The 20,417-nt window shown below is 52.3% G+C and carries 21 protein-coding genes; 11 read left to right on the forward strand and 10 right to left on the reverse strand.

The window, feature by feature from the left end; all coding sequences use genetic code 11:
- Positions 1–163: 163 nt before the first annotated feature.
- From WC7_RS19450 to WC7_RS19435, 4 genes are all read left to right on the forward strand, one after another.
- The gene (locus tag WC7_RS19450; protein WP_016152115.1) at positions 164–1,297 is read left to right on the forward strand and encodes a porin; all 1,134 of its coding nucleotides are present in this window, start codon (positions 164–166) and stop codon (positions 1,295–1,297) included.
- A 245-nt stretch (positions 1,298–1,542) separates the two neighbouring features.
- Complete coding sequence (locus WC7_RS19445) at positions 1,543–2,373, forward strand: MetQ/NlpA family ABC transporter substrate-binding protein (protein WP_016152116.1); 831 nt, start codon at positions 1,543–1,545, stop codon at positions 2,371–2,373.
- A gap of 62 nt (positions 2,374–2,435) precedes the next feature.
- Positions 2,436–3,452 carry a virulence-associated ABC transporter ATP-binding protein SfbB gene (gene sfbB / locus WC7_RS19440; protein WP_016152117.1) on the forward strand — a complete coding sequence of 339 codons (1,017 nt, stop codon included), beginning with the start codon at positions 2,436–2,438 and terminating at the stop codon, positions 3,450–3,452.
- The gene (locus WC7_RS19435; RefSeq protein ID WP_003831085.1) at positions 3,445–4,104 is read left to right on the forward strand and encodes a methionine ABC transporter permease; all 660 of its coding nucleotides are present in this window, start codon (positions 3,445–3,447) and stop codon (positions 4,102–4,104) included. Before sfbB ends, WC7_RS19435 begins: the two co-directional genes overlap by 8 nt.
- On the opposite strand, the gene mnmH is transcribed toward WC7_RS19435, so the two are convergent.
- The 5 genes from mnmH to ppiB form a co-directional block, all read right to left on the reverse strand.
- Complete coding sequence (gene mnmH, locus WC7_RS19430) at positions 4,105–5,190, reverse strand: tRNA 2-selenouridine(34) synthase MnmH (RefSeq protein WP_016152118.1); 1,086 nt, start codon at positions 5,188–5,190, stop codon at positions 4,105–4,107.
- 97 nt (positions 5,191–5,287) lie between these two features.
- Positions 5,288–6,355: a 5-(carboxyamino)imidazole ribonucleotide synthase gene (gene purK, locus WC7_RS19425; protein ID WP_016152119.1), complete on the reverse strand. Its 1,068-nt coding sequence runs from the start codon at positions 6,353–6,355 to the stop codon at positions 5,288–5,290.
- Positions 6,352–6,861: a 5-(carboxyamino)imidazole ribonucleotide mutase gene (gene purE, locus WC7_RS19420; RefSeq protein ID WP_016152120.1), complete on the reverse strand. Its 510-nt coding sequence runs from the start codon at positions 6,859–6,861 to the stop codon at positions 6,352–6,354. The genes purK and purE overlap by 4 nt, the downstream gene beginning before the upstream one ends.
- Before the next feature lie 173 nt (positions 6,862–7,034).
- Positions 7,035–7,757 carry a UDP-2,3-diacylglucosamine diphosphatase gene (lpxH, locus tag WC7_RS19415; RefSeq protein ID WP_016152121.1) on the reverse strand — a complete coding sequence of 241 codons (723 nt, stop codon included), beginning with the start codon at positions 7,755–7,757 and terminating at the stop codon, positions 7,035–7,037.
- Positions 7,758–7,759: 2 nt separating this feature from the next.
- A complete protein-coding gene (ppiB, locus tag WC7_RS19410) occupies positions 7,760–8,254 on the reverse strand; it encodes a peptidylprolyl isomerase B (RefSeq protein ID WP_003021875.1) in 495 nt (164 codons plus the stop codon).
- 173 nt (positions 8,255–8,427) lie between these two features.
- Between ppiB and cysS the strand changes: the two genes are divergently transcribed.
- Positions 8,428–9,813, forward strand: coding sequence for a cysteine--tRNA ligase (cysS, locus tag WC7_RS19405; protein ID WP_006685638.1), 1,386 nt, complete (start codon positions 8,428–8,430; stop codon positions 9,811–9,813).
- 90 nt (positions 9,814–9,903) lie between these two features.
- On the opposite strand, the gene WC7_RS19400 is transcribed toward cysS, so the two are convergent.
- From WC7_RS19400 to folD, 3 genes are all read right to left on the reverse strand, one after another.
- A complete protein-coding gene (locus WC7_RS19400) occupies positions 9,904–10,428 on the reverse strand; it encodes a metal-dependent hydrolase (RefSeq protein ID WP_016152123.1) in 525 nt (174 codons plus the stop codon).
- Between the two features lie 123 nt (positions 10,429–10,551).
- Positions 10,552–10,764, reverse strand: a complete 213-nt coding sequence (gene ybcJ / locus WC7_RS19395) for a ribosome-associated protein YbcJ (RefSeq protein WP_016152124.1) — start codon at positions 10,762–10,764, stop codon at positions 10,552–10,554.
- Between the two features lies 1 nt (position 10,765).
- Positions 10,766–11,632, reverse strand: a complete 867-nt coding sequence (folD, locus tag WC7_RS19390) for a bifunctional methylenetetrahydrofolate dehydrogenase/methenyltetrahydrofolate cyclohydrolase FolD (RefSeq protein WP_003021887.1) — start codon at positions 11,630–11,632, stop codon at positions 10,766–10,768.
- 575 nt (positions 11,633–12,207) lie between these two features.
- On the opposite strand from folD, the gene fimA reads away from it, so the two are divergent.
- The 6 genes from fimA (at position 12,208) to sfmF (ending at position 18,277) form a co-directional block, all read left to right on the forward strand.
- A complete protein-coding gene (gene fimA / locus WC7_RS19385) occupies positions 12,208–12,762 on the forward strand; it encodes a type 1 fimbrial major subunit FimA (RefSeq protein ID WP_032946983.1) in 555 nt (184 codons plus the stop codon).
- A 77-nt stretch (positions 12,763–12,839) separates the two neighbouring features.
- Positions 12,840–13,373 (forward strand): type 1 fimbrial protein subunit FimI, encoded by a 534-nt coding sequence (gene fimI / locus WC7_RS19380; RefSeq protein ID WP_016152126.1) that lies wholly within the window; start codon positions 12,840–12,842, stop codon positions 13,371–13,373.
- 41 nt (positions 13,374–13,414) lie between these two features.
- A complete protein-coding gene (fimC, locus tag WC7_RS19375) occupies positions 13,415–14,107 on the forward strand; it encodes a type 1 fimbria chaperone FimC (RefSeq protein ID WP_016152127.1) in 693 nt (230 codons plus the stop codon).
- Between the two features lie 7 nt (positions 14,108–14,114).
- The gene (locus WC7_RS19370) at positions 14,115–16,736 is read left to right on the forward strand and encodes a fimbrial biogenesis usher protein (protein WP_016152128.1); all 2,622 of its coding nucleotides are present in this window, start codon (positions 14,115–14,117) and stop codon (positions 16,734–16,736) included.
- A gap of 4 nt (positions 16,737–16,740) precedes the next feature.
- Complete coding sequence (gene fimH / locus WC7_RS19365) at positions 16,741–17,748, forward strand: type 1 fimbria D-mannose specific adhesin FimH (RefSeq protein WP_016152129.1); 1,008 nt, start codon at positions 16,741–16,743, stop codon at positions 17,746–17,748.
- Positions 17,741–18,277: a fimbria assembly protein gene (gene sfmF / locus WC7_RS19360; protein ID WP_016152130.1), complete on the forward strand. Its 537-nt coding sequence runs from the start codon at positions 17,741–17,743 to the stop codon at positions 18,275–18,277. Before fimH ends, sfmF begins: the two co-directional genes overlap by 8 nt.
- Positions 18,278–18,326: 49 nt before the next feature.
- On the opposite strand, the gene fimZ is transcribed toward sfmF, so the two are convergent.
- Together fimZ and WC7_RS19350 are read right to left on the reverse strand one after the other, a co-directional pair.
- Positions 18,327–18,959, reverse strand: coding sequence for a fimbria biosynthesis transcriptional regulator FimZ (gene fimZ, locus WC7_RS19355; RefSeq protein WP_016152131.1), 633 nt, complete (start codon positions 18,957–18,959; stop codon positions 18,327–18,329).
- A gap of 588 nt (positions 18,960–19,547) precedes the next feature.
- A complete protein-coding gene (locus tag WC7_RS19350) occupies positions 19,548–20,270 on the reverse strand; it encodes a fimbria biosynthesis regulator FimY (protein ID WP_016152132.1) in 723 nt (240 codons plus the stop codon).
- Between the last annotated feature and the right edge of the window lie 147 nt (positions 20,271–20,417).

The raw sequence follows: 20,417 nt of genomic DNA on the forward strand, positions 1-20,417 counted from the left end.
CCGGTTTTTTAAATCGGTGCGTTTTTTATCTATGTAGCACAAATTGATAACTCATTGATATTTAACAGCACAGAACAATAAAAACCCGACAACACGAGTGTATTAATAAACGTTAATATTTGTATGCTGAATAATTGGCAGGCTATCTATCAAGGTACAAATAATGACTATAAAAAAAACGGCGCTGGCGGTATCGATCGGCGCAGCAGTGGCATTAACGACGTTCGCCTCCCAGGCGGAAATCACGGTCCTGAAACAAGATCCACAGGCGGGCAACCCGCTGAGCCGTCTTAACTTCACCGTTGGCGGGAGTATTCGTCCGCAGTTCCAGAATATGGCCGGTGACGATGGTAAGAATGGCTACAAACGTAATGGTTTCGACGGCGGGACGCGTTTCCGCTTCGCCGCTGATTACTATCTGTTTGATGACATCAGTTGGGTGAGTTATTACGAGCTGGGCGTTAACTTCCCGGCAATGTTCAACTGGGATAATCACTATGCTAACGGCGCCAACGATACCACGCGTCGTATGTTGTACACCGGTCTGAAGAGCGCGACCTGGGGTACGCTGACCTTCGGTCAACAGAACAGCATTTACTATGATGTGGTTGGTGCGAAAACGGATATCTGGGACTACGACATGATCGGTCAGGCACCAGGTAACGGTATCAATGGCGACTATGACGGTTCCTATCGTACGCGTAAATCACTGAAGTATAAGAAAACGGTTGGCGATGTTGATCTCTACGCATCTTATCTGTTCAGCGATGATTACAACCCGAACAACGGTCTGCGCTACAAGCGTAAAGGCGGTGGCTCGCTGGGTGTGGATTATCACATCACCGATGACCTGACCTGGGGTACGGCGTGGAACTACACCCGCGCGGAAATGCGTGGCGACACCAGCAAAACCTACGATCAAAACATCGTCGGTACCGCGCTGAGCTGGAAACCGGACAACTGGACCTTCTCGATGGGCGGCGGTTGGTATCAAAACTTCATGACCACCAAAAAAGTCTCTGTTAACGATTACTTTGCCGGTGATGCCTGGGGTCTGGAATACTTCGCGGGTTACACCTTCCCGGTTGGTCAGTATGCGCTGAAATCCGTTCAACCCTACGTTATGGGCGACCGTATTGAATACGTGAATGGTCGTAACTACCTGCGTACCGACAATGGTGTGGGTATCAGCTTCCAGCTGGACTACGGTTTCCGTGTGGATTACGAACACGTCTTCACCTCCAGCACCGACAATCTGGGTGATATGAACCTGGTTCGTCTGCGTTACGACTTCTAAGTCAATTTCCCTGCCAAAACCGGGTAACCAGAAGGTTATCCGGTTTTTTACTATCCTTTGCTGAAAAACACATTAGTACCTTCAACGTACATTCAACGACATATCCCGCAACATCATGAAATAATTTCAAGGACAGCAGGTTGTGATCTGTGTCATGTTAACAATCAGCCTGTTAACAGGCCAACAAGAACAACGCCGCAAGAACGGCGTGAGACATGACACCACAACGTTAAAATGGAGAAATTATGGGATTGCGTCAGAGTTTACGCGTCGCGACCGGAGCGCTGTTACTGGCCTGTGGATTACAACTTGCTCATGCGAACAGTGACCCGCATACCATCGTGTTTGGCGTCGCACCTGGGCCGTACGGCGATATGGTGAAACAGGCCATTGCCCCTACGCTGAAAGAGAAAGGCTATAAGGTAGTGGTGCGCGAATTCAGCGACTACGTGCAGCCGAACATGGCGCTTTCCAACGGCAGTATTGATGCCAACTTGTTTCAGCACTCGCTCTACTTTGACAAATTCACCGCTGATAAAGGACTGAAGCTGAGCAAGCTGATTGTGGTCCCGACGGCCGGGATGGGTTTTTACTCACATAAAATCAAAAGCCTGGATGAGTTAAAAAAAGGGGATGTGATCACGCTTTCCAATGATCCAACCAATCTGGCTCGCGGTCTGCGTTTCCTGCAGTCTATTGGCCTTATTACCATCAAAGACACTATCGATCCGACTAAAGCCTCTGAGCGCGATATCGCCAGCAACCCGAAAGGGCTGGTGTTTAAACCGCTGGAAGCGGCACAACTGCCGCGTACCCTGGACGGTGTGACCGGCGCGCTGGTCAACGGTAACTTTGCTGTGGCGGCAAAACTGGATCTCGCCAGTGCCATCAAGCAAGAGCATCTGGACGAAAATCTGAAAAATATCATAGCGGTACGCAGTGAAGATGCAGATAAACCGTTCGCGAAAGATATTGTGGCGGCGGTGAAATCTCCGGCGTATCGCGCGGTGATCGACGATCCGCAAAATATCTACAGCGCCTTCCAGAAACCGGAATGGATGTCGGCAGCCCAATAATCGCTGCGCACAAGGTTAACAGGGGCAGCGGCGACTGCCCTTTTCGCATTTCTGAGGTGGCTATGATTGAGATAGAAAAGGTTTGCGTGGATTTTAGCGCAGGCCGTGGACCATCAACCCGGGCGGTTGATGACGTCAGCTTGCGCATAGGCGCAGGTGAGATATTTGGCATTGTCGGGACCAGCGGCGCGGGGAAAAGTACGCTGCTGCGCACCCTGAACGCCTTAACGCGACCAAGCCTGGGAAGCGTAAAGGTTAACGGCGTAGAAATTTCCGCGCTGGAAGGGGCGCAACTACGTAAAGCCCGTCAGCGTATTGGGATGATTTTTCAGCATTTTAATCTGATGCATACCCGTACCGTGGCGCAAAACGTCGCTTTCAGCCTGAAGGCTGCCGGATGGGAGCGCAGTAAAATTGCCCCACGCGTCAGCGAAATCCTGACGCTGGTGGGGCTGTCTGACAAGGCAAACCGCTTTCCTGTGCAGCTCAGCGGCGGGCAAAAGCAGCGCGTTGGTATTGCCCGTGCGATTGCCAATCACCCCGATGTGCTGCTGTGTGATGAACCGACCTCTGCGCTGGATCTGGAAACATCGGCCACTATTCTGGCATTGCTTAAGCAGATCAACCAACAGCTGGGGATCACGATCGTGCTGATCACTCACGAGATGAACGTGATCAAATCGATTTGCGATCGTGTGGCGGTGATGTCCGGCGGCAAGGTGGTGGAGTCCGGTGAGGTGTTTGACGTTTTTGCTCACCCGCAGCACGCTTTCACGCAGCAACTGGTGTCGCATACCCTCAATCTGACGCTACCCGAACGCTTGCGCCAGCATTTGCCTGGCCAGTTGCTGAAAATTCTGTTCATCGGCGATTCGGCGGAACAGCCAGTGTTGTCAGAAGTCGCGGTTAAATTTGGTGTGGCGGTGAACATTCTGCACGGCAAAATTGAATATATCGGCGAGCGTGCGCTGGGGATTCTGGTGGTGCAACTGACCGCGCCGCATAACCCTTCTGCGGTGGATGTCGCCGTGGAACATATTCGTCAACGCACGGCACAGGTGGAGGTGATTCGTGGATGATTTATTGCCTGATTTGACGCTGGCGTTTAATGAAACCTTTCAGATGCTAAGCATCTCTACGGTGCTGGCGATTATTGGCGGTCTGCCGCTCGGTTTTCTTATTTTCGTCACCGACCGGCATTTATTCTGGCAAAACCGTTTTGTGTATCTGCTCAGCTCCGTGCTGGTGAATATCATCCGTTCGGTGCCGTTTGTGATCCTGCTGGTGCTGCTGCTGCCGCTCACCCAGTTTTTACTCGGAAATACCATTGGGCCGATTGCGGCGTCGGTCCCGCTCTCGGTGGCGGCAATCGCTTTTTATGCCCGTCTGGTCGACAGCGCACTGCGCGAAGTCGATAAAGGCATTATTGAAGCGGCGGAAGCCTTTGGCGCCAGCCCGATGCGCATCATCTGCACCGTTCTGTTACCTGAAGCGAGCGCGGGTCTGCTGCGTGGGTTGACGATAACGCTGGTGAGTCTGATCGGTTACTCCGCGATGGCCGGAATCGTTGGTGGCGGTGGGGTAGGCGACCTGGCGATTCGCTTTGGTTATTACCGCTATGAAACCCAGGTCATGATCGTCACCGTGGTGGCGCTGATTATTCTGGTGCAGGTCGTGCAGGTGCTGGGCGACTGGCTGGCGAAACGCGCGGATAAGCGCGACAGACACTGATCACTGTGCGTTAAGCCAGTCGGCAACGTCCTGCCATGTGCCGCGAAAGACGACTTTCGCGGCTTTCTTTTCCAGTTGATAACGATACATCGGGTCGTAATACTCGTTGAGCAACGGCACCAGCCAGCCCATATGGGCGTCGGTACTGCCCGTCGCTTGCTGTTCGCGCAGAGCCACGTCGAGCAGGGCCGTCAGCTCGGCAAAACGTTGTAAACCCAGACGGCGGCGAATAGCAAACAGGCCGTGGTGCAGATACTCGCTATACTCCTGCCAGCCCTGACTCTCGCCATAAGCATGGGTAAAATCGTGGTGCATCCGCACGAAATACTCTTCACGCAGTCGCTCCAGACGACGCTCAAAAGGATCGTCCACCACTGCAATAGATGCCTGGGTCATGCGTTCGCGCAGGCATTCGGGCAGATGATTAGCCCCGATCATGCGGCCTTCATCTTCCAGTACCCACAGACGCAGATCCTGACGGCTGTCGGTTCTGAGCATTTCGACCGCCAGCAGGTTTTCAAAACTCGCCTGACTCAGCTGCGGTTCAACGGTGCGACCAAACGAGGAACCGCGATGGTGCGCCAGACCTTCGAGATCCACGCCGTTCGGCTGCTGTTGCACCAGCTGCGTTTTCCCGTTCCCGGTACAGCCGCCAATTAAGACGATCGGCTTTTGCACTAACTCTTCAGTCAGCTGAATCGCCGCCTGACGCAGGGCTTTGTAGCCGCCGTGTATCAGCGGGTAGTCAATCCCGGACTCGTGCAGCCACTGCTGCACAATGTGCGAACGCTGACCGCCGCGCGCGCAGCATAAATAACCCGCAGGATTTTGACGACAGGCATCCAGCCAGGCCTTCATACGTTGTTGGCGAGTCTCGCCGCAGACCAGTTGATGGCCGAGCGTGAGGGCTGCCTCGGGTCCCTGACGTTTATAACAGGTACCCACGGCGGCACGTTCGTCATCGTTCATCAGGGGAAGGTTGATTGCGCCCGGCATTGCGCCTTGCAGAAATTCGACGGGGGCGCGTACATCGATTATAGGCGTACCAGCGAGCAAAATTGCGCGATAGTCCGTTCCATCGTTCATGTGTGATCCTGAAAATACAAAAACAGCAATGGAGGGGATTTTACGCGCCAGAGGAGGGGCCGGGGAAGGATAAAATCAAATCCCCGGCATTAATGGCTTATTTCAGCGTTGACTGCGCCCAGATAATACCGCTGGCATATTCCGGCGGCAGCAGGGGGATAAGCGCTTCCAGCGTCGCGCTAAGACGCGCGGTATCGCTGTCGCTCAGGTTCAGGTGTCCCACCTTACGCCCTTCACGCACCTCTTTGTCATACCAGTGCAGATGCACCAGCGGAAGCTTCAGCCAGTCATAGTTCAGGTCGCTACCAATCAGATTGACCATCACCGAAGGAGTGTTCACTACCGGCGTGGGTAACGGCAGGTTGGTAATGGCGCGCAGGTGCAGCTCAAACTGGCTGATGCTGGCACCGTTTTGCGTCCAGTGCCCGCTGTTGTGCACGCGTGGAGCCAGTTCGTTAATCAGCAGACCTTCCGGGGTGATGAAACATTCCATCGCCATCACGCCGACATAGCCCAGCTCCTGCATGATGGCAGAGAGCATCGCTTCGGCCTGTTTCTGCTGTTTGCCGTTAGCCTGCGGGAAGACCACGCTGGTGCGCAGAATGCCGTCCTGGTGCAGGTTATGGGTCAGCGGATAGAAGACGGTGCTACCGTCGTGCGCACGAGCGCCAACCAGTGAGACTTCACCAGAGAAGTTGATTCCCCGCTCAACGATGCACTCGCCGTAGCAGTCGTCCGGCAGTTGTTCGGTTTCATTTGCGCGCAAACGCCACTGCCCGCGACCGTCGTAACCGCCGACGCGACGTTTCACGATCGCCAGCTCACCGAGTTTGTCGAATACTGCAGGCCATTCGCTTTTATCCGCCAGCAGTTGCCACGGCGCAGTTGCCAGGCCGAGCTTGTCAAAAAGCTGCTTTTGCGTCAGACGGTCGGCAATAATCGGGAAAACGTCGCGGTTGACAAATGCCGGGTGGCGCGCGAGCTCGCGGGTAAGCGCCGTTTCCGGCCAGCGCTCAATCTCAGCGGTGATCACGCTTTGCTGAAAAGGGACCGCTGCTGGTTCGGCATCCAGCCCGACGGGCCAGACCGCAATGCCCAGCGGCTCACCGGCCTGGCGCAACATGCGCCCTAGCTGACCGTTACCGAGTACGCAGACCTGCTTCATGCCGCACCTCGCGGGTCCGGATTCTCCAGCACCTCGTCGGTTTGTGCTTTGCGCCAGTCGTTCAGACGCTGGTGTAATGCTTTGTCGTGTGTTGCCAGAATTTGTGCTGCCAGCAGGGCCGCATTTGCCGCGCCCGCTTTGCCGATAGCCAGCGTTCCGACCGGAATACCGCGCGGCATCTGTACGATGGAGTAAAGGCTATCTACGCCGCTCAGCGCCGCGCTTTGCACCGGGACGCCTAAAACAGGCACCAGCGTTTTCGCCGCAATCATGCCCGGCAGATGCGCAGCGCCACCCGCACCGGCAATAATCACCTGATAGCCGTTCTCTTCTGCGCTTTCAGCGAAGCTAAACAGCTTGTCAGGGGTGCGGTGGGCGGAGACGACTTCAACATGATGCGGCACGTTCAGAATTTCGAAGATTTCGGCGGCGAACTGCATGGTAGCCCAGTCGCTTTTGGACCCCATCACGATGGCGACACGCGCCGGGTTATTGCGGGAAGACATGCGTCTGAAAACTCCTGTGATGCACTACACTCGACTTTTGAGGCCACAGAGAATAGCATAATTCGCCGTCAAGGAAAACGATTGCGCGCTTTACACTTCACCCTTCAGGCAGCCTCTGTAGTTGGCTGCATCTCAATGAGTTTTGTGTAAAGAGGAACTGGATATCTGCGGAATTAAAACGGAAATGCGATCAGTTCAACGTCATCTGGCGTGACTTTGATCATCGACCCTTCGGTGTGCCATGCGCCTAATACCACGCGGAAAGCGGGTTGCTCATTGGCCGTAAGTTCGTGGACTGCCGGGCGGTGGGTGTGGCCGTGAATTAACCACTGGACCTGATGCTGTTCCATCTCGGTGATGACGGCCTGCGGATTCACATCCATGATCGCCAGTGACTTGCTGCTGTTGGCCGCTTTGCTATTGGCGCGCATTTTCGCGGCGATACGTTGGCGAACGAACAGAGGTAAGGAGAGGAACAGCTTCTGTAGCCAGGGTTGATGTACTTTGGCGCGAAACGCCTGATAGCCTGCATCGTCTGTACACAAAGTGTCGCCATGCATGATCAATACCTTGCGGCCATACAGGTTGAGTACTTTTTTCTCAGGCAGCAAGCTCATGCCGCTTTCACGGGCAAAACGTTTGCCGAGCAGAAAATCTCGGTTGCCGTGAATAAAAAAGCAGGGAACGCCGGAATCAACCAGTGATTTTATCGCCGCGGCTATTTCATGATGCAGTGGGTTTGGGTCGTCGTCGCCAATCCAGGCTTCAAACAGGTCGCCGAGAATGTACAGTGCATCAGCTTTTCGCGCATCACCGGCTAAAAAACGCAGAAAACCGGCGGTGATCGCCGGTTCTTCTGTGCAGAGGTGAAGATCTGCAATAAACAGTGTCGTCACGATTACTCGCTGACGGTCACGTTTTCGATGATGACGTCTTCTTTTGGCACATCCTGGTGCATACCGCTGCGACCAGTGGAAACGCCTTTGATTTTATCAACCACGTCCATGCCTTCAACAACTTCAGCAAACACGCAATAACCCCAACCCTGCATGCTTTCGCCGGAGAAGTTCAGGAAGTCGTTGTCTGCAACGTTGATGAAGAACTGTGCGGTTGCGGAGTGCGGAGCCTGAGTACGCGCCATCGCCAGCGTACCACGGGTGTTTTTCAGACCGTTGTTCGCTTCGTTTTTGATCGCTTCTTTCGTGGCTTTTTGCTTCATGCCCGGTTCAAAACCGCCGCCCTGGATCATGAAACCGTTAATAACACGGTGGAAAATGGTGTTGTTGTAAAAACCTTCGCGGCAGTAGTCCAGGAAGTTTTTAACTGTTTCAGGCGCTTTATCATCAAACGTTTTGATTACGATATCGCCGTGATTAGTGTGGAAAGTAACCATTTTTGCATCCTGTTCCGATAGATTGGTGCTTCGACCCCGTGGAGGGTCAGAGTTAGGGGTGTGTTATAGCATAACCGCAAGCTGCGATCACCTCGCAAAGTGTGCTGCTTCCGGTCTAAATTATGGGTATTATACAGACTTTACTATCCACACACGTCTACACGGAATCTTCGATGTTAAAAATCTTTAATACACTGACGCGCCAAAAAGAGGAATTCAAACCTATTCATGCCGGGGAAGTCGGCATGTACGTGTGTGGTATTACCGTTTACGATCTCTGTCATATTGGCCACGGACGTACCTTCGTTTCTTTCGACGTTGTCGCGCGCTATCTGCGCTTCCTCGGCTATAAGCTGAAGTATGTGCGCAACATTACTGATATTGATGACAAAATTATCAAGCGCGCGAATGAAAACGGCGAGAGCTTTGTGGCGTTGGTCGACAGAATGATCGCGGAAATGCATAGCGATTTCGACGCGCTAAATATTCTGCGCCCGGATCTGGAGCCGCGCGCTACGCACCATATCGCTGAGATCATTGAAATCACTGAACAGCTGATTGCCAAAGGTCACGCTTATGTCGCTGATAACGGCGACGTGATGTTCGACGTGCCGACTGACCCGAATTATGGTCAGCTGTCACGCCAGGATCTGGATCAGCTGCAGGCGGGCGCACGCGTTGATGTGGTTGATGTGAAGCGCAACCCGATGGACTTCGTGCTGTGGAAAATGTCCAAAGAAGGCGAGCCGAGCTGGCCGTCTCCGTGGGGCGCGGGTCGTCCTGGCTGGCACATCGAATGTTCGGCGATGAACTGCAAACAGTTGGGCAACCATTTTGATATTCATGGCGGTGGTTCGGATCTGATGTTCCCGCACCATGAAAACGAAATCGCTCAGTCCACCTGTGCGCATGACGGTGAATACGTTAATTACTGGATGCACTCCGGGATGGTGATGGTTGACCGGGAGAAAATGTCCAAATCGTTGGGCAACTTCTTTACCGTGCGTGACGTGCTGAAATACTACGACGCCGAAACCATTCGCTACTTCCTGATGTCTGGTCATTACCGTAGCCAGTTAAACTACAGCGAAGAGAACCTGAAGCAGGCGCGTTCTGCGCTGGAGCGTCTGTATACCGCGCTGCGCGGCACCGATAAGTCCGTTGCCCCAGCCGGTGGCGAAGCCTTTGAAGCGCGCTTCATTGAAGCGATGGACGATGACTTCAATACGCCGGAAGCCTACTCCGTGCTGTTTGATATGGCGCGTGAGGTTAACCGCCTGAAGGGTGAAGATATGGCGGCGGCTAACGGTATGGCTTCGCATCTGCGTAAGCTTTCCAGCGTGCTGGGCCTGCTGGAACAGGAGCCCGAAGCATTCCTGCAAAGCGGTGCGCAGGCGGATGACGGTGAAGTTGCTGAAATTGAAGCGTTAATCCAGCAGCGTCTGGATGCTCGTAAAGCCAAAGACTGGGCGGCAGCTGACGCCGCGCGTGACCGTCTCAATGAGATGGGTATCGTGCTGGAAGATGGCCCGCAGGGCACTACCTGGCGCCGTAAGTAATGATATTGATTGCCGGATGGCGGCTCGCGCCCTGTCCGGCAATCAATGTACGAATGTCGGTCGGATAAGACGCTTGTCGTATCCGGCAAATTAATATTTCCGATACCACCACAGCACACCCATCATCATAACTCCCGGTAGCCATACCCATATCAACTCCGAAATTATCACCTGGTGCCCGTATGGTGTGGCGTAGCGTGATAGCGCAAACGGGGCGACTTTAATCACCTGCCACGGTGCAAAGAAGCGTTCATCCGACCACGGCCACAGCCAGCCGACGCCTTTGCCGCCAGTGGTGACCGAATCCAACAGGCTGTGCGACAGCAGTGAAACCGTCAGAAATAGCCAGCAGCGAATTAAGCCTGCCTTAAACCATCGTCGACCCATCCATATGCAGAGCAGCGGTACCACGAAGGCGAACAGCAGCGAATGGGTAAAACCACGGTGACCAAACACGTTGCCGTAGGCGACGCCAAGCTTAAACGACAGTACGTCGGCATCCGGCAGTATAGCCAGAATGACGCCAGTAAACAGGAATTGCGGGGGGATGACTTTACGCCCGAGACCTAATCCTAAACAGAGTGGAACGGCAGCGTGGGTAACGATTGTTGGCATGATGATCGCTTCGTGTGGAAAAACAACATGCTAACAGTTCACTGTGAAGTGGTGATGAAGTCATTATCTGAAAAGGAGAGAGGAAGTGGCCGGACAGGGGTTAACCTCATCCGGCTCCTAGGATCACGCCACGACGTTAATGCTGTGGCCTTCAAAGCTGACGGTCTGTCCGGCAACGATTTTGCAGCGTTTACGCGTTTCTACCGCACCATCGACCTTCACTAACCCTTCGCCAATAGCAATTTTTGCCTGGGCGCCGCTTTCGCTCCAGCCTTCCAGCTTCAGTAAATCGCAGAGTTCAACGTGTGGGTGTTTACCCAGTGAAAATGTGGCCATCTTAAACGTCCTTTACATCATGATATTCAACACACGCCTGCAGCGTGTTTTCGATAAGTGTAGCGACCGTCATTGGGCCTACGCCGCCGGGTACCGGCGTGATATATGACGCGCGTGCGGCAGCATCTTCAAAGACCACATCGCCAACAACCTTACCATTCTCCAGACGGTTGATGCCGACATCAATCACAATCGCACCTTCTTTGATCCACTCGCCGGGAATAAAGCCAGGTTTGCCGACGGCAACAATCAGCAGGTCTGCATGCTCTACATGGCGACGCAGATCTTTGGTGAACCGGTGGGTGACGGTGGTGGTGCAGCCAGCCAGCAGCAGCTCCATGCTCATCGGGCGGCCAACAATATTCGACGCGCCAATAACGACCGCATTCAGACCGTAGGTGTCGATATTGTAACGCTCAAGCAGAGTCACAATACCGCGCGGAGTACACGGGCGCAGGCGCGGCGCACGCTGGCACAGGCGACCAACGTTATACGGGTGGAAACCGTCAACGTCTTTATCCGGCGCAATACGCTCGAGAACTTTAACGTTGTCGATACCCGCAGGTAACGGCAGCTGGACCAGAATACCGTCGATGGTGGTATCTGCATTGAGCGTATCGATCAGCTCGAGCAGCTCTGCCTCGCTGGTGGTTTCAGGCAGGTCATAGGAGCGGGAGACAAACCCCACCTCGTCACAGGCTTTGCGTTTACTCGCGACATAAATCTGCGAAGCCGGGTTGCTACCTACCAGCACAACAGCCAGGCCTGGGGCGCGTAATCCAGCCGCTAAACGCGCCTGAACTTTTTGAGCAACCTCAGAGCGCACCTGCTGCGCAATCGTTTTACCGTCAATAATCTTTGCTGCCATCAGAGAGAGGATTCCGTCTGTTACGTTAAATCGAAGGGGATGCCGCTATTTTGTCAGAAGCGGGACGTGCTGTCAGTTTTCGTTTGCATTTTTACGTGCGCCAGGGGGCGTCACGATCTGCGAATGGGGTCAGTACAGAGGCTTAAGCCTTGCGGATAATTAATGAGCATGCTAATCAAAATTAACGTGAATGAAACAACTCATCACCCTGGAATTTTCAGGGGTAATGCGCCACAAACCAGTCTGTTACGGTTAATTATGAGGGATTTTACCTCATTCCCACCCAGATTTTTCCTGGGTCCCATTAAGAATTAGCCAGGGTCATTAAAAGGATTTGCAGGTATTTTTCATTAATTGAAATGTTTAATTTATCGCTGTGACGAATAGTCATATTCGCGAGGAATAATTAGTGAATCAAATACTCAGGAGAGTTGGGGTAAAAGGTTAGCTAATTCTCATGCGATATATATCTTTACAGGATGCAGAGATAATTAGCCTGACATTTAATGTCGATAATGATTCAAACGGATCCCGCAGGATGCCGGAGCCGGATGTGTGTAATTCAAGGGAAATCCATGAAACGTAAATTAATGACCTCTTCTGTTATTGCCAGCCTGATGTTAGTCGCCGGTGCAGCGGTTGCAGCCGATCCGGTAAGCGTTAGCGGCGGTACTGTGCATTTTGAAGGTGAACTGGTCAATGCAGCCTGTGCAGTCAGTACTCAGTCATCCGATCAGGTTGTGACGTTAGGCCAGTATCGTACTGCCAGTTTTGCCGCAGTGGGTGACACTACAGCACAAATTCCGTTCTCTATCGTGCTGAACGACTGTGACCCGAACGTTGCCGCAACCGCAGCCGTTGCTTTCTCAGGCCAGTCCGATATTACCAATAACAACCTGCTGGCCGTCACTTCTGCAGACAACGGTACCACTGCAGGCGGTGTTGGGATTGAAATTCTGGACAATACGTCCACCGCGCTGAAGCCGGATGGCGCAACCTTCTCTACCGCTCAGGCGCTGGTAGAAGGGACCAACACCCTGCGTTTCTCTGCGCGTTACAAAGCCACTGCCGCAAGCGCAACGCCGGGTCAGGCAAATGCCGACGCGACATTCATCATGAAGTACGAATAAGCCGTTTTGATTTGCGCAAGGATGACGTTCGCCTCAATGGATGAGGCAATATCCGGGGATGATGAAGGATGCGGCAGATGATAGGGAAAGGCGTGGCGCTGGCGGGAATGCTGTGCGTAATGCCTGTGCTTTCACATACGGTAATACTGGAAAGTGGCCGTGTTCACTTACGGGGGCAGCTCGTCAACGGCGCCTGTACGGTCGCCACTGACAGTCAGGATATGCGGGTGCAAATGGGGCAGTATCGCACCAATGCTTTCTCTGGGACGGGAAGCTTCGCCTCTACCAGCGTACCGTTTTCACTGCGCTTAACGTCGTGCAGCTCCGATGTTTATGACCATGTTGGGATTGCGTTTGCGGGCGTGACGCCAGCGGAAGATCCGCAGGTTTTTCTTGCCAGCGGCGATGCGTCTGCGGCTTCGGGGATTGGTCTGGCGTTATTTGACGAGCGCCAACGGCAAATTATACCGAATGCCCTGCCGCTTCATTATGCGCCGATTATAACGCAAGAGATGACGTTTCATTTCACTGCCCGCTATCGGGCTGTCTCGGAAAATATAACGCCGGGAACGCTTCGCTCAGACGTGTGGTTTACGTTGGTTTATCCCTGATTTATTTCCCAACGATAATCGCATCAAAGGTATTTTTAGCTATGTTTAATTATCTAAAATCAGGTTTTATCCTTTTATTGGCCTTATTTTCTGCTGCCAGTGTTCAGGCTGCCGGAGGCATTGCATTAGGCGCCACTCGCGTTATTTATCCGGCCGATGCTAAACAAACGTCCCTGTCTATTAGCAATAGCGATACCAAAGAACGTTACCTGGTAAATTCATGGATTGAGAATAGCGCCGGCGCTAAAGAAAAATCGTTTGTGGTTACGCCTCCGCTGTTTGTTAGTGAACCCAAAAGCGAAAACACGCTGCGTATCATCTATGCCGGTGAACCGCTGCCCAAAGACCGTGAGTCGCTGTTCTGGATGAACGTCAAAGCCATTCCGTCAGTCAATAAAAACAGCCTTGAGGGCAAAAACGTTCTGCAACTGGCGATTCTGTCACGCATCAAACTTTTCGTTCGTCCGAATAATCTGCCGCAAATCCCGGAAGATGCACCAGGAATGCTGACCTTTTCCCGCTCCGGCAACCACCTGAAAATCAACAATCCGTCAGCGTACTACGTCACGTTGGTCAATCTCAATGTGGGGAAAACGAAGGTCGATAACGTGATGGTTGCGCCGAAAAGCGATGCGCAGGTCCTGCTACCCACGGGCGTTCAGGGCAACGTCACGTTCCAGACGGTCAATGATTATGGCGCTGTGACCCCGGCCAAAACGGTTAGTGTGCGTTGAGATAACGATGAATAAGACAACGTATTTTCCTGGCCTGTTACCGGGGGTTACGCCACCGCTGGCGGGGGTGGCGTTGTCCACGCTGGCGGCGCTCTTTCCCTCTCTAAGCTATGGGGAAAGCTATTTTAATCCGGCCTTTTTATCTGCGGATACGGCAACCGTGGCGGATTTATCACGTTTTGAAAAAGGCAATCACCAGCCTGAAGGCGTTTATCGCGTGGATATCTGGCGCAACGATGAGTTTGTTGCCACTCAGGATATTCGTTTTACTACCAGTGCGGCAAAAGCCGGGGAGAAGTCCGGTGGGCTGATGCCGTGCTTTGGACTCGACTGGGTGAAGCGCCTTGGCGTCAATATCGCCGCGTTTCCGGCACTCAGTAAGGATCCGAACGATACCTGTATCAATCTACCTGAGGCGATTCCTGGCAGCGAGATTGCGTTTGATTTTTCTACCCTGCGCTTAAACGTCAGCCTGCCACAGGCGTCAATGTTAAACAGCGCGCGCGGCTATATTCCACCGGAAGAGTGGGATGAAGGGATCCCGGCCGCGCTGGTTAACTACAGCTTTACCGGCAGCCGCGGCAGTGATACTGACAGCTATTTCCTCAGTATGCTCAGTGGTCTGAACTATGGCCCCTGGCGGCTGAGAAACAACGGTGCGTGGAGCTACTCCAAGGGCGACGGATACCACTCACAAAGCTGGAAAAACATCGGTACATGGCTTCAGCGCGCAATTATCCCGCTGAAGGGCGAACTGGTGATGGGCGACAGCAACACTGGCAACGACGTTTTTGACAGCGTCGGGTTTCGCGGTGCGCGGCTCTATTCCTCAGACAGTATGTATCCCGACAGCTTACAGGGCTACGCGCCTACCGTTCGCGGCATTGCGCGTACCGCAGCGAAACTGACCATTCGTCAGAATGGCTATGTGATTTATCAAAGCTATGTTTCCCCCGGCGCTTTCTCGATAACCGATCTCAACCCAACGTCATCCAGCGGTGATCTTGAGGTCACGGTGGATGAGAAGGACGGCAGCCAGCAACGCTATACGGTGCCGTACTCCACCGTTCCCTTATTACAGCGAGAAGGGCGTTTCAAATATGACGTTGTCGCCGGGGATTTTCGCAGCGGCAATAGCCAGCAATCTTCACCGTTCTTTTTCCAGGGAACATTAATTGCCGGGTTACCAGAGGGCTATACCGCATACGGTGGTACGCAGTTGGCCTCACGTTACACCGCGGTGGTTTTAGGCACCGGTCGAAACCTGGGGGACTGGGGAGCGGTTTCTGTCGATCTCACCCATGCGCGCAGCCAACTGGCGGATGACAGTACGCACCAGGGGCAGTCTTTGCGTTTCTTGTATGCGAAATCGCTGAACAATTTTGGCACTAACTTCCAGCTGTTGGGGTATCGCTACTCAACGCGTGGCTTCTATACCCTCGACGATGTGGCGTATCGCAGTATGGAAGGCTATGAGTACGAATACGACAGTGAGGGCAATCGCCACGACGTGCCCAATGTGACGAGTTACCACAACCTGAGCTACAGCAAAAAGGGCCGTTTCCAGATCAACATTTCGCAGAATCTGGGGGATTACGGATCGCTGTATATCTCGGGTAGTCAGCAGACGTACTGGAATACCTCAGACACCAATACCTGGTATCAACTGGGCTATGCCAGCGGCTGGCAGGGGATTAGCTATTCACTCTCCTGGTCGTGGAATGAATCGGTTGGCATCTCCGACACCGATCGTATTCTGGCGTTCAATATGTCTGTACCGTTCAGCCTGCTGAGCGGACGGCGTTACTCGCGTGATAACGCCCTCGATCGCACCTACGCCACCTTTAATGCCAACCGTAATAGCAACGGACAGAACAGCTGGCAGAGCGGGATCGGCGGTACGTTGCTGGATGGGCGCAACCTGAGCTACAGCGTGAATCAGGGGCACAGCAGCAGCAATGGCTATAGCGGAAACGCCAGCGCCAACTGGCAGGCGGCCTATGGCACGCTGGGCGTGGGTTACAACTACGACCGTGACCAGCATGACTACAACTGGCAGCTCTCCGGCGGCGTGGTGGGGCATGCGGACGGCATTACGCTCAGTCAGCCTCTGGGCGATACCAACGTGCTGATTAAAGCGCCGGGCGCGCAGGGTGTACGGATAGAGAACCAGACCGGCGTTCAAACCGACTGGCGCGGATACGCGGTGATGCCATATGCCACCGTCTATCGCTATAACCGCGTCGCGTTAGACACCAATTCCATGAACAACAATACCGATGTGGAGAATAACGTCAGTAGCGTAGTGCCAACGCAAGGGGCGCTGGTGCGGGCGGCGTTTGATACACGAATCGGTGTGCGGGCGCTGATTACCGCCAAACATGCCGGTAAACCAGTGCCGTTTGGCTCCGTCGTGCGTGAAAACACCAGCGGCGTGACCAGCATGGTGGGTGAAGACGGGCAAATCTACCTGAGCGGCTTGCCGCTAGAAGGCGAGTTGTTGATCCAATGGGGGGAAGGCGCAAACGCGCGCTGCGTGGCGCGCTATGCCTTGCCAGAGGATAGCCTGAAACAAGCGGTAACGCTCACGAACGTGACGTGCGAATCTCCGTCAGCACGACAGGAATAATACGATGAAACGACAAACGGGTTTGTTACTGGGAAGCGCTTTACTGCTGATAGCCCATTCGTCCTGGGCGACGGTCTGCCAAAACTCGAATGGCACGCCAACGGATGTTTTTTACGATCTGTCGAATGTCTTCAACAGTAGTAACAACCAACCGGGACAGGTGGTGACGTTACCGGAAAAATCTGGCTGGATTGGCGTGAATGCCACCTGTCCGGCCGGGACAACGGTAAATTACACCTATCGAAGCTATGTCACTGAACTTCCGGTTCAAAGTACCGAAGGCGGCTTCCAGTATCTGAAGCTCAATGACTACCTGCTGGGGGCCATGAGCATAACCGATAGCTATGCCGGGTTATTTTATCCCCCGCGTAATTACATTCGCATGGGGACTCACCCTAACGTACCTAAGCAGCAGCCTTTTGGCGTGATGGATTCAAAGCTGGTGTTTAAGCTCAAAGTGATCCGCCCGTTTATTAACATGGTGCCGATTCCGCGGCAGACGATGTTCAGCGTCTATGTCACGACCAGTACCGGAGATGCGCTAAGCGTGCCGGTTTATACCATCAGCTACAGCGGCAAGGTGGAGGTTCCACAAAACTGCGAAGTAAACGCCGGGCAGATTGTCGAGTTTGATTTTGGTGATATTGGCGCATCGCTGTTTAGCAAGGCAGGAGCGGGAAACCGGCCTGAAGGCATCAATCCGCAGACCAAAACGGTAGCGATAAAATGCACCAACGTCGCTGCACAGGCCTACTTAACCATGCGTGTAGAGGCCGAGAAAGCCACCGGGCAAATGATGGTATCTGACAATCCCGATTTAGGTTTTATTGTCGCCGACAGCAGCGGTAAACCGCTGACGCCCAATAATCTGTCCAGCACTATCCCGTTTCAACTGGATGATAACGCCGCGGCGAGCGTGGGTATTCGAACATGGCCGGTTAGCGTAACGGGCAATAAGCCTACCGAAGGACCTTTTACAGCCCGTGGCTATCTGCGAGTGGATTATGACTAACAAGCAAACGCCAGCCGCAGGGAAACGCCTGGTAATGGTGTGCCTGCTGACATTCAGCTCGTTGTGCCATGCCGCTTCGTCGCTGGGGGAAATCAATATTGAACTGCGCGGAAACGTGGTGGACTTTACCTGCGCGGTAATTGCCAGCGACAGCAATAAGTCCGTGGAGCTAGGCACCTGGCCGACCAAGCAGCTTCAGACCAGCGGAGATACCACTCAACCGGTCGCGTTTACGCTGAAGCTAGAAGGCTGCCCGCCGGGTTCCGCTTCGATAACGTTTTCCGGAACTCCGGCCCCGGGCACGACGTTGCTGGCGCTTGATGACGCGGTGATGGCGCAAAAGGTGGCGATCGAACTGCACGACAGCGACCGTACACGATTGCCGCTCGAGCAGGCCAGTCAGACGGTGGGGATTGATGAGAACGGCAATGCCACGCTGACCTTTTTCGCAAACTATATCGCGTTAGCTGCTGGGGTTCAGCCTGGCATTGCCAGGGCTGATGCCACGTTCATGATTAACTATAACTAATCAATGCGCTAACAAAACACTCCCGAACGAAATCTCGCCGGGAGTGTTATTACATTAATTCATGCATTTTTGCGTAATCGATCAGCTCAACGATGGTGTGCAACCCGAGCTTGGAGTAGATATTAGCCTTGTGAGCGCTAATCGTTTTATTGCTGAGTAACAACTGCTCAGCAATTTCCTTATTGGATAGCCCGTTTGCCAGATAACGCAAAACGGTAACTTCACGGTTAGAGAGCGGCATGTCATGTAAGACGCCTTTTTGTGCATTTATATTGTTAATGAAATTAAGGGTATCCGAAGGAAAAAAGGAATATCCCGATAAAATCATTTTTACCGCATTGTAGATATCATTGAGATCCTTTCGTTTACTGACAAACCCATTTGCACCGGCCCGGATAGCACGCCCGGCATAAAATGACTCGGATTTTGAGGACAGAAACAGTACCCGAGTTTTCTCCTGCAATGACTTTATTCTTTTGAGTAATGTAAACCCATCAGAACCAGGCAGTTCAATATCCAGGATGACAAGATCGACCGGGTACGTGCGCAGGTGTTCTATTGCCGTACGGCTGTCATCGGTTTTCAACACTACCTGAATATTACTGTTTTTCTCGAGTAGTACTTCTATCGACATTCTGACAATAGGGTGTTCGTCCATAATGATAACGGATGCTGGTTTCATTGTTGTATGCCTCAAACTGTTTGCGTATCTTGCGAATTTGATAAAACATCAGGCGTTATAATATTGTCAAATAGCCAAGAATTGTTCTGAGGGAGAGCCGAATAAATATTATTTCATCCTTGTTTATTCGGTTGTTCTTCTGCAGAACAATGAATTTGTGGAAAATCCATTTCACACCGGGAAAACTAACAATTAATCAGGAAACTGTGGGGATTATACCTGCTCTGCTCATTCGGAAAAGACTTACAACATCCTGGTTGTTAATGTCAGTTAGGATATTCTGAAAGATCCAGATGTGTTAATGACTATTGGTATTATTTATCTGTGGTTCGAATTATGGCAGATTGAAAATTTTTTTTTAAACAGTAAAAACGACACAATAAACCAATTGTTTAGGTTTTGTTAAGGCTGCAATAGGACTATTTTTTATTGAAATGCACAGGATCAGTAAGGTTAAGTGTGAGTGTGCCTCCAGGCATAATACCAGGAATAGTTGTAAATATTAAATATTTGTAAAAATTAGATCTTTTTTCTTATTAAAGAATAAGTAATTTCCTAAAAAATCTTATAGCACAATGAGTTATGTTGTTAAATTAAATGGAGAGAGGTAACGTTGAGGCGGTGTATCAGATGCAAAAAGCGCTGCCTGCTGGGTAATCCAAGGCGCGTAATCAACTGGTTCAGGCGATAGATGATGCGGTGGTAGGGTTGTGCCTGTAACAATGCAATCTTTTTTAAGGAGTTACCCTGTAATAGTAAGGTAATCAGCTCCCAGTCGAGCTGATTTATGCGCCTGGAATGAATATAGTTAAGAACCGGAGATAATAAGGCATGGCGCATCTCGGGGAGGCGCAAATTGCGTGGCAAGATATAAAATGGACCGGACAGTGAAATAAATGTAGTGAGGTCTTCATCGCGACTGGAAAGCATTATGAAGATTTGGATGTCATTATGCTTCTTAATTAGCTGGCGCAGGCTTTCAAGTATATCGAAATAAGGGATTGTTAAGCTTTCAATGTCAATCACTAACTGGCTAATTACCGGCTCTTGCATGCTGAGCAAAGTCGATTCAACGCTCTGGAAGATCGCCGTGCGAGTACCTGAGAATAAATGTCGACTCAGCGCATAGGCCAGATAGTAGTCTGTCGTAATTATCGCCTGAGATATAGTGCCGTCCGGTAAGGTGTATTCGAGTTTTTGCGCCAGATACTCGATCCGGTCAAATACCTGTGAGGTACAGTGGGGAAATTGCCAGCTACAGTTAGCGTTTCGTATACGGCGATAGCGGTCCCGGCGTTTTGCACTGTGCATCCTTTTCCATTCCATTTCTGTTGCGGCAGGTCTGGATAAATTGCTGACTACAGGCATCCCTGAACCAAACTTTTGTCAGCGCAAAGGTGAGTTGACTTGTGCCGTTGGGTTTCAGTGCTTCAACAATCATCAGACTGGCAATTGCGT

Origin of the sequence: Citrobacter sp. KTE151 (assembly GCF_000398845.1) — a bacterium.
Classification (GTDB): domain Bacteria; phylum Pseudomonadota; class Gammaproteobacteria; order Enterobacterales; family Enterobacteriaceae; genus Citrobacter; species Citrobacter braakii.